This is a genomic window from Chryseobacterium sp. BGARF1 (assembly GCF_001677955.1).
In the GTDB taxonomy this organism is placed as follows: domain Bacteria; phylum Bacteroidota; class Bacteroidia; order Flavobacteriales; family Weeksellaceae; genus Chryseobacterium.
The window spans coordinates 1-19,122 of the sequence record NZ_LELA01000101.1 but is presented as its reverse complement, the minus strand read 5'-3'; the positions used below and the strand labels follow the sequence as shown (position 1 = coordinate 19,122).

The following is a 19,122-nucleotide window of genomic DNA, read 5'->3' as shown; positions in this document are numbered from 1 at the left end:
GGAGAGATTGTAGAAACCAATAATTATTACCCTTTTGGGTTGATGCATAATTACACAGCTACAACAACGAATGCTTATCAGTACAAGTACAACGGTAAAGAGCTACAAGAGACGGGAATGTATGATTATGGCGCGAGATTTTATATGCCGGATATTGGGAGATGGGGTATCTTAGATCCGCTGGCTGAGCAAATGCGTCGCCATAGCCCTTATAATTATGCGTTTAATAACCCGATTCGATTTATTGACCCTGATGGTAGAAAACCTGAATGGATAGTGGGTTCTGATGGAAAGGCTGTAACGTACAAGCAAAACAATGATGGATCATTAACATGGAGTAAAAATGCAACCGCTGATACAAAAAGGATGGGTAATGAAATGGCTAAAACATCCACAGGATTATCCCAGTTAAATAAATATAGAGATGCTAGTCATAAAGTGAAACTTACAATTGACAATACTGAAAAGAATTCTCCTAATTATGCAAAGACAAAATTTCCAGATGGAATTTCTAGAGATGCGAAAACAAAGGATGTTAAAGTAAGTTCGGTTGAAATAGTCGTTTATGAGGCAACAGTAATTGAAAGTTTTAAAGAGCTAGACAATGCGCCTGCCGGTTCAAAATTTAGTGATGAAAATAACAATGAGCTTTACAATCTTAGTAAAAAAGAAGGTATGGGTGCTGTTATAGGTGCCTTATCAGTTCATGAGTCGGTTCATGGTACTAATAAGACCAATTTACAACAAAAAGCTGATCAACTTTTTGATAAAAAAGTTAGCGATAGAGAAGAAAAACCTAATGCAATTGAAAAAAAACATATAGATGAAATTAAATCTCAAAGACAATAATTTTTTATTATTATTAATATTATTACTTCCTTTATTTACGATCAAGGGTCAGAAGTTGATTGATGTGTCTGTAGAGAATAAGAAAAACGATATAATAGAGTTCTTAATTAAAGAAAAGGAGCTGTTAGGAAATCCTAAAGATTTTTCAAAAATGATTTATGCCCAAAGTTTAAATCCTAAATGTGGTTTTTATAAAATTGGAACAACATCCTCACATGGAAAGCCTTATTTAATGATATATAATAATAACACCAAAGAAATTTTAAAAACAAAAGATTTTAGAGTTGAAGTAAATATTATATTGGGTGAAATTGAAAATAGCAACTGTTGTTCTAAAGATAATATTTTATTGCTTTTAAAAGAGATTTTAGAAGTTTACAACGAAAATTTTGACATGTATAGTAAGAAAATGATTCTACCAGATAATGATAAAACACAAATTAAATAAATTATATTTAGCTTGTAATAATAATTAGGCTGTTCAACCCGAGTGCGACCACAAAAAACTATAAGTACCAAGGACAAGAATTACAGGAGACTGGTTTTTACTCGTTTAAGTGGAGAAATTACATGCCAGATGTGGGAAGGTTCTTTAATATTGATCCGCTTTCTGAAAAGTACTCTTATCAGTCTCATTATAATTTTTCTGAAAACAGAGTTGTTGATGGTAGAGAATTAGAAGGTTTAGAATGGGTGTCGAGTAGAAATTTAGAAACAAAAACTATTAATTTACACCTTACATACAAACCTGTGAACAATACATTAGGAGTTCTTTCTAAAGAACAAATGTCTGCTTTAACAAAAGAACGCGAAGCTCAAATTGTTTCCTCTTTTGGTGGAAAAGATTCTAGCGGAAATCAAGTTAATATTACTTTTAGCCCAAGTGATAAATCTACTATTTTATGGGAGTATAATATGGGATATGATTTAAAAGGAGTTGAAGGAGCAGATAAATTGGGAAGTAATGAAGTACTTCAAGTTGAAACTACTACTCAAGGACTAACATCTAAAATTGGAAACACTCAAGACAATAGAACTCAAATTAATGTAGGTTTAAATACAAATATGGAATGGACTGATGAGGGTCAAATAAACTTTGAGAATAAACAAAACAGATCTGTTATTGCTGCTACAGGCGCTCATGAAGATGGACATATTTTAGGATTGAAACATACTGATAGTGAAGCAAAGAAAAATCTTAAAAACCTAATGCGTGAATCTCCAACAGGAACTCAAATTACTCCAGCCCAAAGAACACAAGTTATTCAATTAATTGAAAGTCAACAAAAAATTGCTCAATAATGAAAACAAAAAACAAAATATTGTTGTTGTGGATTTTATTCTTAATAAATTGTTCAAGCGTGAAATCAACTTTTAATAAGGATTTAGAAAGTGATAAAAATTCAGTTCTTGTCATTAGAAAATTAAACTTAAATAATAATCAATCAATAGTTTACTTTACCGTAACATTTAATAATAACCTTCAAATAGAAGTAAATAAAAAAATCATTTATAATAAAAAAATCGAAACTATTGAGCAGTTAGGCTATGCAGGCTCATGTGTAATTGAAAATAATAAAGATGTTTTAATCACGATAGATTATAAAAAGAAATTTAAATTAAGTACTGAAGAGTTACAAAAATATAAATTTATATATATTGAAAAAGATGGAAAGAATTATAAAATTGAATACACAAATAAAGTGAAAGCTTTTCTGTAGCCCCTCGCTCCCGCACGATTGTATCGTGTGGCAGATAAATAACAAAACCACTGCAAAATTACAGTGGTTTTTGTTTCTATAAAGCAGTTACATTTTCATTAAACAAGTCTTTATTTTTTATTAGTCAGCATCTTATCAATGATTTTGAAATAAATCTACTAATTTAAAGTGCAATAAAAGTTAAGCATAAAATCTTAATTTAACCTGTAAAGCGAGAACGAAATTCATCTTTTTTTAAAACGAAGCAAGAGTAGAAAAACACCTACTCTTGCTTCGTTTTAAAAAATATTATAGAAAGAACGTTATTCCTTCTATATCCTTTATTCTAAATTTCTCAATTTCACCTCTTTTTTAAGGTAGGTTTTGTAATCTTCGGCAAACATTCCGATATAAGTTCCTTTTTTCAGGTCTCGGTTGACTCCGGTTTTTCCTAAAAGAACAGAGCCACTTTCGATGGTATTCCCGGAAGCGATACCTACTTGTCCCCAAAGAGTAACCTCATCTCCGATGATACAGCATCCTGCAACGCCAACTTGTGAAGCAATCAGGCATTTTTTTCCGATTACGGTATCGTGACCAATCTGAATTTGATTATCTAAAACAGAACCTTCACCAATAATGGTAGAGTCTGTAACTCCCCTATCGATGGTACAACCATTCCCGATCTCTACATTGTTTTCGATAATTACATTTCCTACAGAGATTAAGCGGTCAAAATTTCCGTTGAGTTTCCTGTAATAAAATGCATCACCTCCTAAGACGGTGTTCGATTGAATGACAACATTATCCCCAATAACCGTTCTATCGCCAATGACAACGTTTGGAAAAATCAAAGTGTTTTTTCCGATGGTAATATTGTTTCCTAAAACTGCTGAAGGGTGAATTTTTGTTCCTTCGCCTATTTCTACATCGTGAAGTGTTTCGGTGAAGTTGTAAATTCTTGTGAAGTGGGTATTTATTTTATTGAAATCTCTGAAAGGATCGTCTGAAACCAAAAGCGCTTTCCCTTCCGGACATTCTACTTCTTTATCGATTAAGATAATGGTTGCTGCAGAATTTAAAGCTTTATCATAATATTTAGGGTGGTTAACGAACACAATTTCGCCAGATTTCACTCTGTGAATTTCGTTGGTTCCCAATACTTCAAAATCTTCAGAGCCAATGAATTTTGCTCCGATAAGATCTGCGATAGTCTTGAGTCTTTGTGGCTGATGAAACGTCATATTTTTAAATGATGTTTTAGTTTAAATCAACCTTGTCAAGGTTTGAAACCTTGACAAGGTTTTTAATAATGTTTTTGAATGAACTTTGTCAAAATCTGATGTGCTGACAAAATTTATTTTTCTGTCTACATTGCAGCCCGACCTGAGTGGAGCTCTTTTTGCCGGAGCGAAGCGGAGGCAAAAAAGCGGGAACGGAGGGCGGAAATTGCTGCCATAAAAAAATGAAAGCTGAAAGGTATGATCTTCCAGCTTCATGATATTGTAAGATTCTTACTTTACTCTTTCCAAGTAAGAACCGTCTTCTGTGCTCACTTTGATTTTGTCACCCGGCTCGATGAACAAAGGAACCATTACTCTCGCACCTGTTTCAACGATTGCGTTTTTCAAGGCGTTTGTTGCAGTATTTCCTTTCACACCTGGGTCAGCTTCGATAACTTCTAAATAAACTGACTGTGGCAATTCAGCAGAAAGCGGAGTTTCGTCAGCTTCTTTTAAAATGATTGTCACTTCTTCACCTGCTTTCATCAGGTTTGAGTTTTCAATCATTTCCTTGTTTAAATATAACTGAGAGAAATCTTCGTTATTCATAAAGTGGAAACCATTCTCATCATCATAAAGATACTGGAATTTTCTCGTGATTACTTTTACTTCGTCGATTTTGTGACCTGCAGAAAAAGTGTTATCAAGAACTTTTCCGTTAGTTACTGATTTCATTTTAGTTCTTACGAAAGCAGGACCTTTCCCTGGTTTTACGTGAAGAAACTCAATAATTTTGAAAATATCATTGCTGAATTCGATGCAAAGACCTTTTCTGATATCGTTACTTGTTGCCATTATTTTTTTATGTTATTTCTTTATTTTGATTTGTAGACCTGAAGACTCAACACTTTTCTTCCAAGCATATCCATAGCATCAACTCTCGGTTTGTAAAATGTTCCTGCATCTGTAGGCGTTACAGAACGATTGTTAATAACCGTATTGAAATTGATTGTATTAATTAAAAGCTGGTCTAAATTTTTGTTTACTTCTGATGAACTTTTTAAGTCTGAATTAAGATTTGAAAAAGATTTTTTAGAATAATCTAGGATTGAATTTACATTTTTAACTGCCAGAGAATCTTTAATATCTAAAGACAAATCTCTTTTTTGCTGTGCAAAAACAGTTGTTGATAACACTGTAAGAATCAATACTAAATTCTTCATCAATTTAAATTTAATTATTCTTTTCCTGTTCCGTATCCTTTTACGATACCTCTTGGTGAGTTTTGAATAAACTGAAGAATCTCATCTCTTTCAGCAGTAGGAAGCATTTCTTTTTCGATATGCGTTACAGCCTGAGAAACATTCATCTTCATTTGAAAAATAGCTCTGTAAATTTTCTGAATTTCAAAGATTTTTTCATTTGTAAAACCTCTTCTTCTTAAACCTACAGAATTGATTCCTGCGTAAGCCATGGGCTCTCTTGCTACTTTTACATAAGGCGGAATATCTTTTCTCACCAAAGTACCACCAGAAATCATTACATGTTTTCCGATCTTACCAAACTGATGTACTGCCGATAAACCTCCCATTACTGTATAGTCACCAATTTCTACGTGACCTGCAATACCGCAACCGTTTACAATGATAACATGATCACCTATTACACAGTCGTGTGCAATATGCGTCGTTGCCATAATCAAACAATTTGCCCCGATTTTTGTATAACCTAAAGCCTTGGTTCCTCTATTTACCGTTACACATTCTCTGATTGTAGTATCGTCACCGATAATCGTTTGTGTGTCTTCCCCATCGAATTTTAAATCCTGAGGAATTGCAGAAATTACAGTTCCGGGAAAAATTCTACAGTTTTTACCGATTCTTGCGCCATCCATAATGGTTACATTTGAACCAATCCACGATCCCTCTCCTATTTCTACATCTCCTGCAATGGTAGTGAATGGCTCTACTACAACGTTTTTGCTGATTTTTGCACGCTTATCAACGGCTGCTAATTGATGAATCATTTAATCAATTTTATTTTTTGCAACTTGAGCCATTAGTTCTGCTTCTACAGCAACTGTATCGCCAACGTAACCATACCCTTGCATGTGAACAATACCTCTTCTGATTGGCTCGATCAATTCAATTTTGAAAATCATTGTATCACCAGGAACAACTTTTCTCTTGAATTTTACCTTATCTATTTTAATGAAATAAGTTGAATAATTTTCAGGATCCGGAACGCTTGCTAAAACCAAAATCCCTCCTGTCTGTGCTAAAGCTTCTACCTGTAAAACTCCTGGCATTACTGGTTCTTTAGGAAAATGCCCAACGAAGAAAGGTTCGTTCATTGTCACATTTTTCAAACCAACTACATGAGAGTCTGAAAGTTCAAGAATTTTATCAATCAACAAAAACGGAGGTCTGTGAGGCATTAGCTTCATGATTCCATTAATGTCGAAAACAGGTTCCTTCGTTAAATCAAATTCAGGAACATTTTTCTTTTTTTGCAGTTTCCACTGACGGTTTAGTTTTTTCGCAAACTGAGTATTTACAAAATGTCCTGGTTTATTAGCGATAACTTTTCCTTTAATTTTCACCCCTGTTAAAGCTAAATCACCAATTACGTCTAATAATTTGTGTCTTGCAGCTTCGTTTGGATAGTTTAAAGTTAAATTATCTAAAATACCGTTGGGTCTAATAGAAACATGGTCTTTTCCGAAAGCTTTTTTCAGTTTTTCGGTTGTTTCAGGAGTGAGGTCTTTATCTACATACACAATAGCGTTAGAGATATCACCCCCTTTAATCAAACCATGATCAAGAAGCATTTCCAATTCGTGCAAAAAGCTGAATGTTCTTGCAGAAGAAATTTCATCTTTAAAATCTGAAATATTTTTAAGCGTAGCATTCTGAGTTCCTAAAACTTTAGTCCCAAAATCTACCATGGTTGTCACTTCATAATGATCTGAAGGAATAATGGTGATCTCTGAACCTGTAGCTGGGTCGCTGTAACTTAATACTTCTTTTACCACAAGATATTCTCTTGCAACAGCTTGTTCTACCACACCTACACTTTCGATAGCTTCTACAAAGAACTTTGAAGAACCATCTAAAATTGGAGGCTCAGAAGCGTCCATCTCTAAAACAGCATTATCGATATCACAACCAACCAATGCAGCTAAAACGTGCTCACAAGTATTGATTTTAACACCTAGCTTCTCTAAAGTAGTTCCTCTCTCTGTAGCCACAACGTAATTTACGTCTGCTTCTACATGAGGTCGCCCTTCAAGATCTGTTCTTACGAACACAAAACCTGTATTTTCTTTTGCAGGTTTAATGGTTAATTTTACTTCTTTACCAGTATGAAGACCAATTCCAGAAAGAGTAACCTCTTCCTGAAGGGTTTTTTGCATATCACTCATTAGTATGATCTTTTGAGTTATTCTCAAGATTATTTATTCTTTTCGCCAATTCAGGAAGATTCCTGAAATGTACATAACTTCTAAGGTAGTCGTTGTAGCTTATCGCTGGAGAACCGTAAATGGTTTCTTTATCATTAACGCTGGAATTCACGCCACTTTGCGCCTGAATTTTCACCTGATTTCCTATTTTTATATGACCTACGATTCCAACCTGACCGCCAATTTGGTTCCAGTCTCCAATAGTTGTAGAACCGGCAATTCCCGCCTGCGCAGCAATTACATTGTTTGCGCCAATTTTCACATTGTGTGCAATCTGAATAAGATTATCGATTTTGGTTCCTTTCCCAATAGTTGTAGAACCTATGGTTGCTCTATCAATACTACAATTAGAACCGATTTCCACATTATCTTCAATAATAACGTTTCCTAGCTGAGGAATTTTTTGAAAACCTTCCGGTGTAGGCTGAAAACCAAATCCGTCGCCGCCAATTACGGTATTAGAATGTATGACACAGTTATCACCAATAATGCAGTAATCATAAATCCTTGCGCCACTATCAATTTTACAGTTTTTACCGATTTTCACCCCTTTACCGATGTACACTTGAGGAAAAATCTGTGAGCCTTCACCAATTTTAACCTTTTCTGAAACATAAGTAAATGCGCCAATATAAACTTTATCTCCAAGCACAGCAGTATCGTGAATAGAAGAACCATCTTCCACACCTTCTTTTCTGCCTTGCATCTCTTGATACAGATTCATTAAAATCTGAAAAGAAAGATAGGCATCTTTTACAGCTATAATGGTAGGATTGTATTGATCTTTATTGATAAGGGTCTCGGTAACAATAAGTACCGAACATTGCGAAGTTTCTAAATGATGTGCAAAACGATCTTGTGCAACAAAAGAAAGATGGCCGGATTCTCCGCTCTCAATAGGGGAAACTCCGGTAATAAGTGCATTTTCGTCACCTATAATTTTTCCGTCGATAAAACTTGCAATTTGCGAAGCTGTAAATTCCATATTCTGCAAAGATAAGAAATTCTCTTATTCGCAAACATTTTTTAGTTTATGGAATATCGATTTTAATAATATTTAAGAAAATTAAGCATCACATTCTTGGAAATGCGAGGATATATCTCTTCGTCTTATGTACGATGAGGCCAGACAAAAGCTGATCTTCAGACTCATCCAATTTCAAAACTTTTCCATTTTTCTGAAGAAGGTAAATAGGTTGTTTTTCTGTATCATAAGGAAGTAAGCTTCTTGTAATTTGGTGAACTAATTCATCACCGTTATCAATTCCAAAAAACTCATTGGCATTTTTTATTTTTTCTTCAATAAATTTTTCATCAAAAGGTTGTGAAGAGATAATTGTTTTGGGAAAACTACGCTGAATAACGCACTTACACCAGTAAGCAAGTACAAAATCATCTGACTTTTGCCAAATTTTCATCGCATGAATAATATCATTATCGTCAAGCTGTGTAAAACGTTCTACATCTTCATCAGTCGCTGCACTTTTACCTCTGTTTAAAAAATATTTTAAATTTTCAGTTGCCGGTAAGTCGATACCTTCTGAAACCAGATATTTTGCTCTTTCGAGGATTTTCACCAAAATAAATTCTGCCAACGCTGATGTTTTATGGTAATAAACCTGCCAATACATAAACATTCTTGCTGTAAGAAAGTTTTCGATAGAATAAACACCCTTTGCATCAATTACCAGTTCTTCTTCACAAACGTTCATCATTGAGATAATCCTTTGGGTATTGATATTTCCTTCCGAAACTCCTGTAAAAAAGCTGTCCCTGTTTAAATAATCTAGACGGTCAACATCTAATTGCGAGCTGATCAACTGATTAAAGAATTTTCTATGGTATTTTCCCTGAAACATTTCTATCGCTGTTGACAACTGACCATTAAACTCATCATTCAACCTATTCATTAATAATAATGAAAGATTTTCGTGATGCCAATCATCCATCAGCATACTTTCCAATGCATGAGAAAACGGGCCGTGACCAATATCATGCATTAAAATCGCCAACATCGCCCCTTTTTCCTCTTCAACAGAAATGGCAACTCCTTTTTGTTTTAAAGTTTCCAACGCAGTAAACATCAAGTGCATCGCACCAATAGCATGATGAAATCTTGTATGTGTTGCTCCCGGAAAAATTAAATTTAAAAGTCCGGTCTGCGAAATCCTTCTTAGTCTTTGGAAATAAGGATGTTCAATAACATCAAATAAGATTTCGTGAGGTATTTTGATGAAACCGTGTACCGGATCGTTGATGATTTTAAGCTTGTTCTGCATGGAAATATTCTGAGAGTATTGCAAAATTAGGTTTTTAAAGTCAATTCAAAGAAAACTGCCAATTATTATTTAGAATATAAACATTAAAAATTGTTTACAAATCGCAGTATTTATCTTATCTTCATGCAATAATTTGAGATAAAAATCTTTAACTAAGATTTAACTTTTAGGCTCCTTATTTTGTGAGGTTTTATAAAGTTTTGGTCGCAGTTTTGATACTATATTCCGCATAAAAAATAAACTTATATGTCAAACAAAATATTATGGATTGATGATGAAATAGATCTACTAAAACCTCATATTGTTTTTCTTGAAAAGAAAGGTTACGTTGTAACTCCGGTAAACAACGTAAATGAAGCTTTAGAATTGATTGATTCTGAGAAATTTGATTTAACGCTAATCGACGAAAATATGCCGGGAATTTCCGGATTGGAAGCCATCCCAATGATTAAAGAAAAAGACAATGCTTTAAAAATTGTCATGGTAACCAAAAGTGAGGAAGAGCATATCATGGAAGAAGCAATCGGTTCGCAGATTGCAGATTATATTTTAAAACCTGTCAACCCTAATCAGATTTTACTTTCATTAAAAAAGAATCTTCAGGAAGATAATTTGGTAGAGCAAAAAACGATTTTGCAATATCAGCAGGAATTCAGAAACCTTTCGATGGAACTTTCTTACCTGAGAACATACCAGGAATGGGCAGAATATTATAAAAAAATCGTCAATTGGGAACTTAAATTTGATAAAGTAACCGATAATGAATTTGCAGACCTTCTTCAATCCCAAAAAGAAGAAGCCAATATTCAGTTTGCTAAATTTATCGAAAACAATTACGAAGAATGGTTGAATGGCTCAGACAAGCCAATGATGAGCCACACTCTATTTAAAGATAAAGTAAAACCTGTTGTTGAAAAAGACAAAGTACTTCTTTTAATGGTCGATAATCTAAGATATGACCAATGGAAAGTAATCGAACCTCTCTTCACCAAATATTACAATAAAGTTTCTGAAGATTATTATTACAGTATTCTTCCAACGGCGACACAATATGCAAGAAATTCTTTTTTTGCAGGACTTTTGCCTTCAGAAATTGAAAAACGCTTCCCTGACAAATGGTTTAATGATAATGAAGAAGGAAATAAAAATGAATTTGAGCGTGATTTCTTAGAAGACCAAATGAAAAGAGTTGGTTTAAGCTCAAAATCAATGAAGTACCTTAAAGTTTTGAATGCTGATTTTGAAAGAAAAATCTATGATGATTTCAATCAGCATAAGAACAATGATCTTTTGGTCATCGTTTATAACTTTATCGATATTCTTTCGCATGCCAAAACCGACAATCATATTGTAGATCAGCTGATCAGAGATGATAAAACGTTTAGATCATTAACATCAAACTGGTTTGAGAACTCTTCATTAATTAAAATCATTAAACTTGCCGCAGAAAACGGATTTAAATTGGTTATTACAACCGATCACGGAACCGTTTATGTAAAAAAACCAAGCCGTGTTGTGGGTGATAGAGAAACCTCAACCAACATTCGTTACAAAACAGGAAAAAGCTTAACCTATGATGATAAAGATGTTTGGGCAGTGAGCAATCCTGAAAAATTATTTTTACCTAAAGGGAATCTAAGCTCGAAATATATTTTCGCAAAGAATAATACGTTTTTAGCTTATCCTAAAAACTACAATCACTTTGTAAATTATTATAAGGAAACTTACCAGCATGGTGGAATTTCTTTAGAAGAATGTATAATCCCTATCAGTATTCTGGAACCAAAATAATTTTTTAAGCAAAATAAAAATTACAAAAGCCTCTTCAATACCGAAGAGGCTTAATCATTAATATGGATTAAGTAATAATGATTTATGAAAAAAAACTACTTTTTGATTATTTTGTAAATTTGGGTTTGTTGTTTTGAACTTACTTTCACCAAATAAATACCTTCCTTCAATTGAGATATGTTGAGTTCTGTATTCGCTGAATTTGGCTGAAAACTCATTAATCTCTGTCCAGCAAAGCTTGTAATCTCCACTTTTTCGATTTCATTTTTAGCCGTTATTTTTAGAGTTCCGCTTGTAGGATTTGGGGATAAAGTCAATTGAGGAATGACCTCAACATCATTCACGCCCAAAGTTACCGATTGACAAGAAGACGTTTGTGTACAACCAGCAAGCGTAATAATTACCGCATAATTTCCAGCAATAGTTGGTGTAAAAGACTGTGTAGTTACTCCAACCGGAGCATTTCCGTTATTGCAATTTATCCATTGATAATTAGCGCCTGCTTGAGTGGCGGTAAGTGTAAATCCGGAAACTGTTATGTTACTATTAATATTTGGTGTAGTTACTGAAGAGAATCCTGCTGTAAAATTAGATGCAGTTCCATTCAAAGTAAAGTTATTTAAAGTACCTGTGTAAGAACCTACAGAACTGGCGATAGAAGTTACAGTACTATTATTTGAATTTACAGTTCCTTCATTCATTTTAAAATAAGCCTTTAGATTTGCAGGTGCTGTACAAAACTGATAATTTTTATTAGCCTGAATTTCAGCCAATGTAAGAGCTTTATCCCAAACACGAACTTCATCTATGCTTCCATTGAAAAACCCTCCTAAACTTGGATTAATTCTTCTTCCAATGATCATATTGGTAAGTGCCACAGTATTGGTTGCAGTACTTATATTTCCCTGTGTATCTAGATTTCCGTCTACATACAATTTATATTTATTGGTAGACAAACTGTTGTCATAGGTTACGGCAATATGATGCCAGTTTCCGTCATTAAGAGTAACGGTACCGTTTACTCCCCCACCTTTGTTTTCAATTCTTAATTTATACGATCCACTCACATTATTGATTCTTACAGTAAATCTTCCTCCATTTACATTATCGGATCCCCAAGTTGTCACCAAATTTTCACCTGCTGTAGTTGTTGGCAATTTTATCCAGGCTTCTACTGTACGAGGTGCGTTTCCTAAAACTCCGGGATAAGTGGTTTGAATATAATCATCAGTCCCGTCAAAATTGAGAGCATTCTGCTGAGCATTTACTCTGGAAATAGCTCCCAATAAAACAGTAAATAATATTACACATTTTACATTGTTCTTAAGTAGATTTTTATACATACGATAATAATTTTGTTTCGGCCAAATTACATTTCGAATCCAAAAAAGAAATATAATCTCGTTGCAAAAACTATCATTCTCGTTGCAACCCTCTTATTTAGTGGTATGTATTGGGTGTTTTGCCAAAATACTCTTTAAAACACTTGGTAAAATAAGAAGGTGTATTAAATCCTGTCATATAAGCCACTTCAGAAACACTATGATTTTGTTTTAAGAATTCTGCAGCTTTTTTGAGTCTGTAAATTTTAATAATTTCTCCTGTAGGAATATTAAACATCATCTTTACTTTTCGGTGAAGACTCGTTCGGCTCATTGATAATTCAGAAGCTAGCTCATCTACGCTGAAATTGTTATCATCTAAATTTTTATCAATGATCTCATAAATTCTATTGAGAAATTCCTGATGCAGATTTTCTGTTGGATTGGGTTGTTTTGTTTCAGGTTCCACAATATTTGCTTCGGGCTGCAAAAAGTTTCTTTGAAAATATTCATATTGACGGTTCTGTAAATTCAGCAGATTTTCTATTCTCAATTTAAGCTCTTCGACACTGAAAGGTTTTACTAGATAGTCGTTGGCTCCAAGAGAGAGACCTTCAAGTTTACTTTCTGCATCGGCTTTTGCCGTGAGCATAATAATAGGAATGTGATTGATATTGACATCTGTTTTTACCGCTTTACAAAACTCAAAACCATCCATTTCACTCATTGCAACATCAGTTACAATAAGATTTGGCATTTTCTCCTGAGTAATTTCTAATGCTTTTTTGCCGTTTTGTGCAGTTAAAACATGATATGAATCCGCTAAATTTCCGGCAATAAACTGCGCCAACTCTTCGTGATCTTCCACAATAAATATTGTCGCTTTTTCTTCTGAGTTTTGTTGCGATTCTGCTTTTTTAACCAATTCTTCTTTCTGAAATTCAAAAGGAAGCCAAATTGAAAACGCAGTTCCTGAAGGCTCTTGAGTAGAACTTTTCATATTGATTGTTCCGTGATGCATATCTACCAACTCTTTCACAAGGGAAAGTCCCAAACCATTTCCCTGCAACTGATCTTGATTGGAACCTTTAAAATATCTTTCAAAAATTTCCAGTTGCTCATTTTCAGGAATCCCGGCTCCTGAATCGATAACCTGAATTGATAACCCATCGTTTTCTTGATTTACTTTTACCGTAATCGCATCGCCATTATTACAAAATTTAACGGAATTGGAGATCAAATTATATAAAATACCGTCTAAAGTATTGATTGAAAATAAGAATTCAGCTTTTTCTGGAGATTCTAAACTGAGGGTAATACCATTTTCGTTAGCGGTTTCTAAAAAAGCATTCACAATATTTGAAATGACAGGAACTACGTCTCCCCATACAAAATGAGGTTTTAAAACTCCCGCCTCAAGCTTCGCAACATCAATTAGCTGATCGGTAAGATGGATCAAACTGTTTGTATTTTTCTTTATTGTACCAAACAGTTTCTCTTTTTCGTCTTGAGAATCTACAGATTTCAGCTGTTCTGCAGGTCCTATAATTAAAGACAACGGAGTTCGGAATTCGTGAGCAATATTGGCAAAGAATTTTGTTTTTATTTTATCGAGCCTCCTAAGTTCCTGAGCTTCTTTCTGTTTTAATTGCATTGATTTTTTAATAATCTCCTGATTAATTTTAAATCTTATGAACCCAAAAACACCTCCCATCAATGCAATTAAATAGAATATTACAGCCCACCAAGTTTTCCACCAAGGCGGCGTTACTTTTATCGTTAAAGATTTGATGAGGGTGCTCCAATTTCCTGTTGTGTTGGTAGCATTTACTTCAAAAATATAGGTTCCAGGCGGAAGTTTTGTAAAAACTGCTTCCGTATTATTCCCTGCAAAAATCCATTCATCCTGGTATCCTTTCAAACGATAACGGTAATAAATTTGGTGGGGCTGATTATACTGAAGAGCCGCAAAACTTATAGAAACTGTATTTTCGAAATGCCCTACAGAAAGCTCTTTAATTTGATTGATGGGCTTCAAATCTCTTTTGGCAAGATTGATTTTTTCATTATTAAGCGTAATTTGTGTAATTGCTGTAGGAGGAGAAAAATTATCTTTCTTAATATCTTCAGGATTGAAAACGACCCCACTTTTAGCACCGCCAAAAGCCAATTTCCCGTCGGGAAGCATCAATTGATGAAACCTGTTGAATTCAATATTTTCTAAACCATGAGAACGGGTAAAAATCCTTACTTTATACGTTTTAGGATCAAATTTCAAAAGCCCTTTATTGGTTCCTATCCATAAATTCCCAGACCTATCCGGAAGAATAGAATAGATGACATTATCGGGAAAGCCTTCTTTTCCGGAAAATATTTTAACCTTATTATCATTTTTATTAAATTGAATCAATCCATCATTGCTCCCTATCCACAAAATATTATCATTTTTAGGATCTGGAGTAAGAGAAATTAAATGATTGACAGGAAGGTCTTTTGTATTATTTTTTATATGATCAATTTTCTTTGTGCCAAAATTCACTTTAACAATACCGTGAGATCCTGTAATAACCCAAAGCATTTTGGTTTTTTGGTCAAAATAAATATTCGTTGGAGTTATATTCGAGCTAAATTGATCTGATGAAAATAAAAGTTTCCATTTTGATCGATCGAAAATATAAATATTGTTCAGGTCATCAATGACAATCGGTGAATCACCATAAAGACTGATCCCTTTTATAGGAGCAAAACTTCCGTCTTTTAATTTTGGTAACTCTGGTAAACGAAAGATCTTCTTCTGTAGATGATCATAATAAGAAACGATACGGTTTAGGGCGATCCAATTTTTATTTTGTGTCGTTACAGACCTGAGGAAATAGGAAGAAGGTAAAACTCCGTTCCGATTCTGCCAATCAAAAAAATCAGAAATAGAAACTCCATAATAGTTTTTCAGAAGGTCGGCGGCGAAATCTTTTTCAAAAGCAAAAGACTGAAAATTGAGTTTTGAATCTACAGTATAAATTCCTTCAGCATCTCCGCCAATCCACATTAAGCCTGAATTATCAACAAGAAAAGCCTGTGGCGGTCTGCTTTTTTCTAAATTGAGAGCAGCCGTTTTTCTAAAACCTAATCCATCATCGTAACTATAAATAGAATGGTCTGCAACAAAGTACTCTTTACCTTGAGAATCTGTACTGAGCAATTTAATATTATAAATAGGCAAAAACGGTAGTTTTTCGTTTCTGAAAGTTCTTTTCACAGGATCAAAAAAATAAAACCATTCTTTATCTGCCCACATTAATTCCCCGTTTTTTCTTTGATGAAACAAAACTGCTTCTTTATTGTTTTGCTGAAGCTTATTCACAAACATAGTATAAGGAATAGGAATGTTGATAAATCTGTTCGTTTTTTTAGTAAAAACTTTGAAGCTTTTCTGCGTTAATATCCAAATATTCTGCTTTTTATCTTCTAATATATTATAAATAATTTCATCAGAACGAAGATTCAGATTTTGGCGTTTCAGAATTTTTCTTTGGATATCAAAACTAAAGACCTCATTTGCTGAGCTTTTAAACCATAAAAAACCATCCTGCGTTACCAACCATGATTTCCGATGAATAGTCAGATTATTTTTATCTAAAAATTGTGCATCAATAATATGGTTGATTTTTCCGGAATTTATATCCAAATAATCTATTCCTGCAGTTTCGTATTTTATCCAAAGACCATTTTCTCTGCCTTTTCTTAAATAATCTACCGTATTTGAAGCTAAAGAATTTTTGTTGTTAAAGTGATGCTGAAAAGTTTTAAAGTTTTTTCCGTCGTATCGGGAAAGCCCGTTTCGGGTCCCTATCCATACAAAGCCTTCGTTATCTTGTTCCAAAGCTGAAACAAAAGATTGTGGCAAACCTTCATCTACAGATAAATGCCTAATATTTTGAGCAAAAAATAATTGTAAACCAAAAATAGAAAGGAAGAGAAAAAAATTAAATTTAAGCATAGAACTTGTTCCATCAATTAAATTCGCAATATACTTATTAAAAAAATGCTTTTTCTACAGAGCAACTCAAATATCAATTCATATCTGTTAATTAATTTAATTCACAGGGTTTTGGTATTTAATTTGAAGGAGATTGTTACCCTTAATATAATAATTATGACTAAAAACATTTTGGCAGCTTCGTTTGCTGCGGTATTAACATTAACAGCTTGTAAAAAAGAAAACAAAACAACAGAACCCGCTTTAGGTTCAGACTCTATCGTGAGTTCTCCGACAGACTCTACCAACCAACCTGAAAGTGATTCTTTGGCAAACAAAACACCAGAATCTAATTCTGAAATTATCAAAACCACTCTTTCAGATAAAGATGGAAAAAAGTTAGATGTGACATTTAACAATACAAAAAACACGGCTACTCTACTATTTAATGGAGAAACGATAGAACTTGAAGGTCAAAAACCGGCATCCGGAATTTGGTATAAAAATGACCATTACGAATTACGAGGCAAAGGAAATGAAAACGAACTTCACAAAGACGGAAAGTTAATTTTTAAAAGTGAAAAATAAACAAGTTATGAGTGTCGGTACAAAAACCGGCATTTGTTTTTATAACTTTGCTTTTATATTTATTTTATGAGATTAATTACCTACAACGTCAACGGCATCAGAGCTGCTTTTACAAAAGATTTTTTAGGATGGTTGAAAACTGCCGATCCGGATATTATCTGCATTCAGGAAAGTAAAGCAGGAAACGATCAGATCGATATAGAAAGTCTTGAAAAAGCGGGATATCACAGTTATTGGCATTCTGCACAGAGAAGAGGATACAGCGGAGTCGGAATTGCCTCTAAAACAAAACCCAATCATGTAGAATATGGTTGCGGAATTGAAAGCTATGATAACGAAGGAAGAATCATCCGTGCAGATTTTGACGGATTTTCAGTAATTTCTGTGTATGTTCCTTCAGCTTCCAATATTGAAAGACTGGAATTTAAAATGCAGTTTTGCCATGACTTTTTAGAGTATATTAAAAATTTAAAGAAAGAAATTCCGAATTTGATTATCTCTGGAGATTTTAATATCTGTCATCAGGCGATTGATATTCATAATCCTGTAGGTTTGAAGAACACTTCCGGCTTTTTGCCAATGGAAAGAGAATGGATGACCAACTTCATCGAAGAATGTGAATTGATAGACAGTTTCAGGCTCTTTAATAACGAACCAGACAATTATACCTGGTGGAGCTACCGACAAAATGCAAGAGCCAATAATAAAGGTTGGAGGTTAGATTATAACTTTGCTTCTTATTCTTTAAAAGATAAACTCAGCAGAGCCGTTATTTTAAAGGAAGCCGTGCATTCTGATCATTGTCCTGCTTTAATCGAGTTTAACCTCTAAAAACATAAAAGCCAGCTAAAATTTAGCTGGCTTTATCATTTAAATCATAAATTAATCGACAATTTCATATTGTACCGGAATAACACCGTGATCGATATTTCCGATTTCATCGAACGCGGCTTTAGACATATCTAATGCTCTAGCTGAGTGGAAAGGACCTCTATCATTAATCGATACAATTACTTCTTTACCATTGTTCAGATTGGTCACCCTAACTACGGTACCAAAAGGAAGCGTTCTGTGTGCTGCGGTAAGTTTTGAATTATCAAAAATGGCTCCGCTTGCAGTTTTTCTACCGTTAAATTTATCGTGGTAGTACGATGCATAACTTGTTTTCTTCGCATCTCCAGTATTATTCGTAAATGAATAAATACCTAGTGTTGAAATCATCATTATGATTACGAGAATGAATCTTTTCATCATGTTGAACTTTTATTTGTTTGACGGGGCAAAACTATAGCTAAACATTAGCACTGCCTATTTTAATGGTTAACAAGTATTAAATAAAACTTAACTAAAACTTAAAAAAGACTGCGATTTACTATGAATAGTGCAATTGAAGCATGGCGTTAAAAAACGTTAAAAAAAATATGTAAATATTAATTTAATTAACTAACCATTACATAATTTTAATTTCGTCAAAATACAAAACACTAATAAACAACACCTTAACTCTACAAAATAAAAGGAGAAATCAATTGATTCATGACTATTTAATTATTTATCTGAATTAGATTCTTTACTATTTAAACAAAACCAATTGAAATTCTATCAAATGATTTAGGATAAATCTATCAAATCGAAAAAGGAAAAACAGACGTTGTAGAGTAAAAAGAGCTTGTTTTGCGCTTAAAATAATTTTTTAGAATTGAATCTATCTGTATTCAATCATTTCTATTTTAAGATTATCTAGATATTAAACTCTTCTGAAGTTCAAATTACAGATATCAGCATTATTCGATATGAATTGTTTAATAAGATGAAAATGGCTCAGTCTCAAAAGTTGGGGAGCAAAATAATAAATGATATTTTTGTAGTATGTTAAATGATGCTGAACTACTTAAATTATTTTTACCAGAACTCTTGATTGAGTATTTTGA

17 protein-coding genes are annotated in these 19,122 nt (G+C 33.5%); 7 read left to right on the top strand and 10 right to left on the bottom strand.

Features of this window, described 5'->3' with window-relative positions; all coding sequences use genetic code 11:
- From AB671_RS18660 to AB671_RS18645, 4 genes are all read left to right on the top strand, one after another.
- Positions 1 to 849, top strand: an 849-nt coding sequence (locus tag AB671_RS18660; RefSeq protein WP_185114089.1) for an RHS repeat domain-containing protein, incomplete at its 5' end; no start/stop codon positions are given.
- Entirely contained in the window at positions 824 to 1,297 is a 474-nt protein-coding gene (locus tag AB671_RS18655; protein ID WP_066678321.1) for a hypothetical protein, read from the top strand. The genes AB671_RS18660 and AB671_RS18655, both read left to right, overlap by 26 nt.
- Before the next feature lie 17 nt (positions 1,298 to 1,314).
- Positions 1,315 to 2,151, top strand: coding sequence for an RHS repeat-associated core domain-containing protein (locus AB671_RS22815; protein WP_317040129.1), 837 nt, complete (start codon positions 1,315 to 1,317; stop codon positions 2,149 to 2,151).
- Positions 2,151 to 2,570: a hypothetical protein gene (locus tag AB671_RS18645; RefSeq protein WP_066678325.1), complete on the top strand. Its 420-nt coding sequence runs from the start codon at positions 2,151 to 2,153 to the stop codon at positions 2,568 to 2,570. The genes AB671_RS22815 and AB671_RS18645 overlap by 1 nt, the downstream gene beginning before the upstream one ends.
- 320 nt (positions 2,571 to 2,890) lie before the next feature.
- On the opposite strand, the gene AB671_RS18640 is transcribed toward AB671_RS18645, so the two are convergent.
- The 7 genes from AB671_RS18640 to AB671_RS18610 form a co-directional block, all read right to left on the bottom strand.
- A complete protein-coding gene (locus AB671_RS18640) occupies positions 2,891 to 3,793 on the bottom strand; it encodes an LpxD N-terminal domain-containing protein (protein ID WP_066678328.1) in 903 nt (300 codons plus the stop codon).
- A gap of 270 nt (positions 3,794 to 4,063) precedes the next feature.
- A complete protein-coding gene (efp, locus tag AB671_RS18635; RefSeq protein ID WP_066678330.1) occupies positions 4,064 to 4,627 on the bottom strand; it encodes an elongation factor P in 564 nt (187 codons plus the stop codon).
- Between the two features lie 20 nt (positions 4,628 to 4,647).
- Positions 4,648 to 4,995 (bottom strand): hypothetical protein, encoded by a 348-nt coding sequence (locus AB671_RS18630; RefSeq protein ID WP_066678332.1) that lies wholly within the window; start codon positions 4,993 to 4,995, stop codon positions 4,648 to 4,650.
- 14 nt (positions 4,996 to 5,009) lie between these two features.
- Positions 5,010 to 5,798 (bottom strand): acyl-ACP--UDP-N-acetylglucosamine O-acyltransferase, encoded by a 789-nt coding sequence (gene lpxA / locus AB671_RS18625; RefSeq protein ID WP_066678334.1) that lies wholly within the window; start codon positions 5,796 to 5,798, stop codon positions 5,010 to 5,012.
- Positions 5,799 to 7,196 (bottom strand): bifunctional UDP-3-O-[3-hydroxymyristoyl] N-acetylglucosamine deacetylase/3-hydroxyacyl-ACP dehydratase, encoded by a 1,398-nt coding sequence (locus tag AB671_RS18620; RefSeq protein ID WP_066678336.1) that lies wholly within the window; start codon positions 7,194 to 7,196, stop codon positions 5,799 to 5,801.
- Positions 7,189 to 8,220, bottom strand: a complete 1,032-nt coding sequence (lpxD, locus tag AB671_RS18615; protein WP_066678338.1) for a UDP-3-O-(3-hydroxymyristoyl)glucosamine N-acyltransferase — start codon at positions 8,218 to 8,220, stop codon at positions 7,189 to 7,191. Before lpxD ends, AB671_RS18620 begins: the two co-directional genes overlap by 8 nt.
- Positions 8,221 to 8,308: 88 nt before the next feature.
- Positions 8,309 to 9,514: an HD domain-containing protein gene (locus AB671_RS18610; protein WP_066678340.1), complete on the bottom strand. Its 1,206-nt coding sequence runs from the start codon at positions 9,512 to 9,514 to the stop codon at positions 8,309 to 8,311.
- A gap of 246 nt (positions 9,515 to 9,760) precedes the next feature.
- Here AB671_RS18610 and AB671_RS18605 point away from each other — a divergent pair, with 246 nt between their 5' ends.
- Positions 9,761 to 11,305 carry a response regulator gene (locus AB671_RS18605; RefSeq protein ID WP_066678342.1) on the top strand — a complete coding sequence of 515 codons (1,545 nt, stop codon included), beginning with the start codon at positions 9,761 to 9,763 and terminating at the stop codon, positions 11,303 to 11,305.
- Between the two features lie 95 nt (positions 11,306 to 11,400).
- Here the strand turns inward: AB671_RS18605 and AB671_RS18600 are convergent, their stop codons facing one another.
- The gene (locus AB671_RS18600; protein ID WP_066678344.1) at positions 11,401 to 12,648 is read right to left on the bottom strand and encodes a LamG-like jellyroll fold domain-containing protein; all 1,248 of its coding nucleotides are present in this window, start codon (positions 12,646 to 12,648) and stop codon (positions 11,401 to 11,403) included.
- Between the two features lie 97 nt (positions 12,649 to 12,745).
- Positions 12,746 to 16,624 (bottom strand): hybrid sensor histidine kinase/response regulator transcription factor, encoded by a 3,879-nt coding sequence (locus AB671_RS18595; RefSeq protein ID WP_066678346.1) that lies wholly within the window; start codon positions 16,622 to 16,624, stop codon positions 12,746 to 12,748.
- Positions 16,625 to 16,780: 156 nt separating this feature from the next.
- On the opposite strand from AB671_RS18595, the gene AB671_RS18590 reads away from it, so the two are divergent.
- Both AB671_RS18590 and AB671_RS18585 read left to right on the top strand, forming a co-directional pair.
- Complete coding sequence (locus AB671_RS18590) at positions 16,781 to 17,191, top strand: MliC family protein (protein ID WP_066678347.1); 411 nt, start codon at positions 16,781 to 16,783, stop codon at positions 17,189 to 17,191.
- Positions 17,192 to 17,257: 66 nt separating this feature from the next.
- Positions 17,258 to 18,022 (top strand): exodeoxyribonuclease III, encoded by a 765-nt coding sequence (locus AB671_RS18585; protein ID WP_066678348.1) that lies wholly within the window; start codon positions 17,258 to 17,260, stop codon positions 18,020 to 18,022.
- A gap of 51 nt (positions 18,023 to 18,073) precedes the next feature.
- Here the strand turns inward: AB671_RS18585 and AB671_RS18580 are convergent, their stop codons facing one another.
- Positions 18,074 to 18,445, bottom strand: a complete 372-nt coding sequence (locus AB671_RS18580; RefSeq protein WP_066678350.1) for a septal ring lytic transglycosylase RlpA family protein — start codon at positions 18,443 to 18,445, stop codon at positions 18,074 to 18,076.
- Positions 18,446 to 19,122 lie beyond the last annotated feature (677 nt).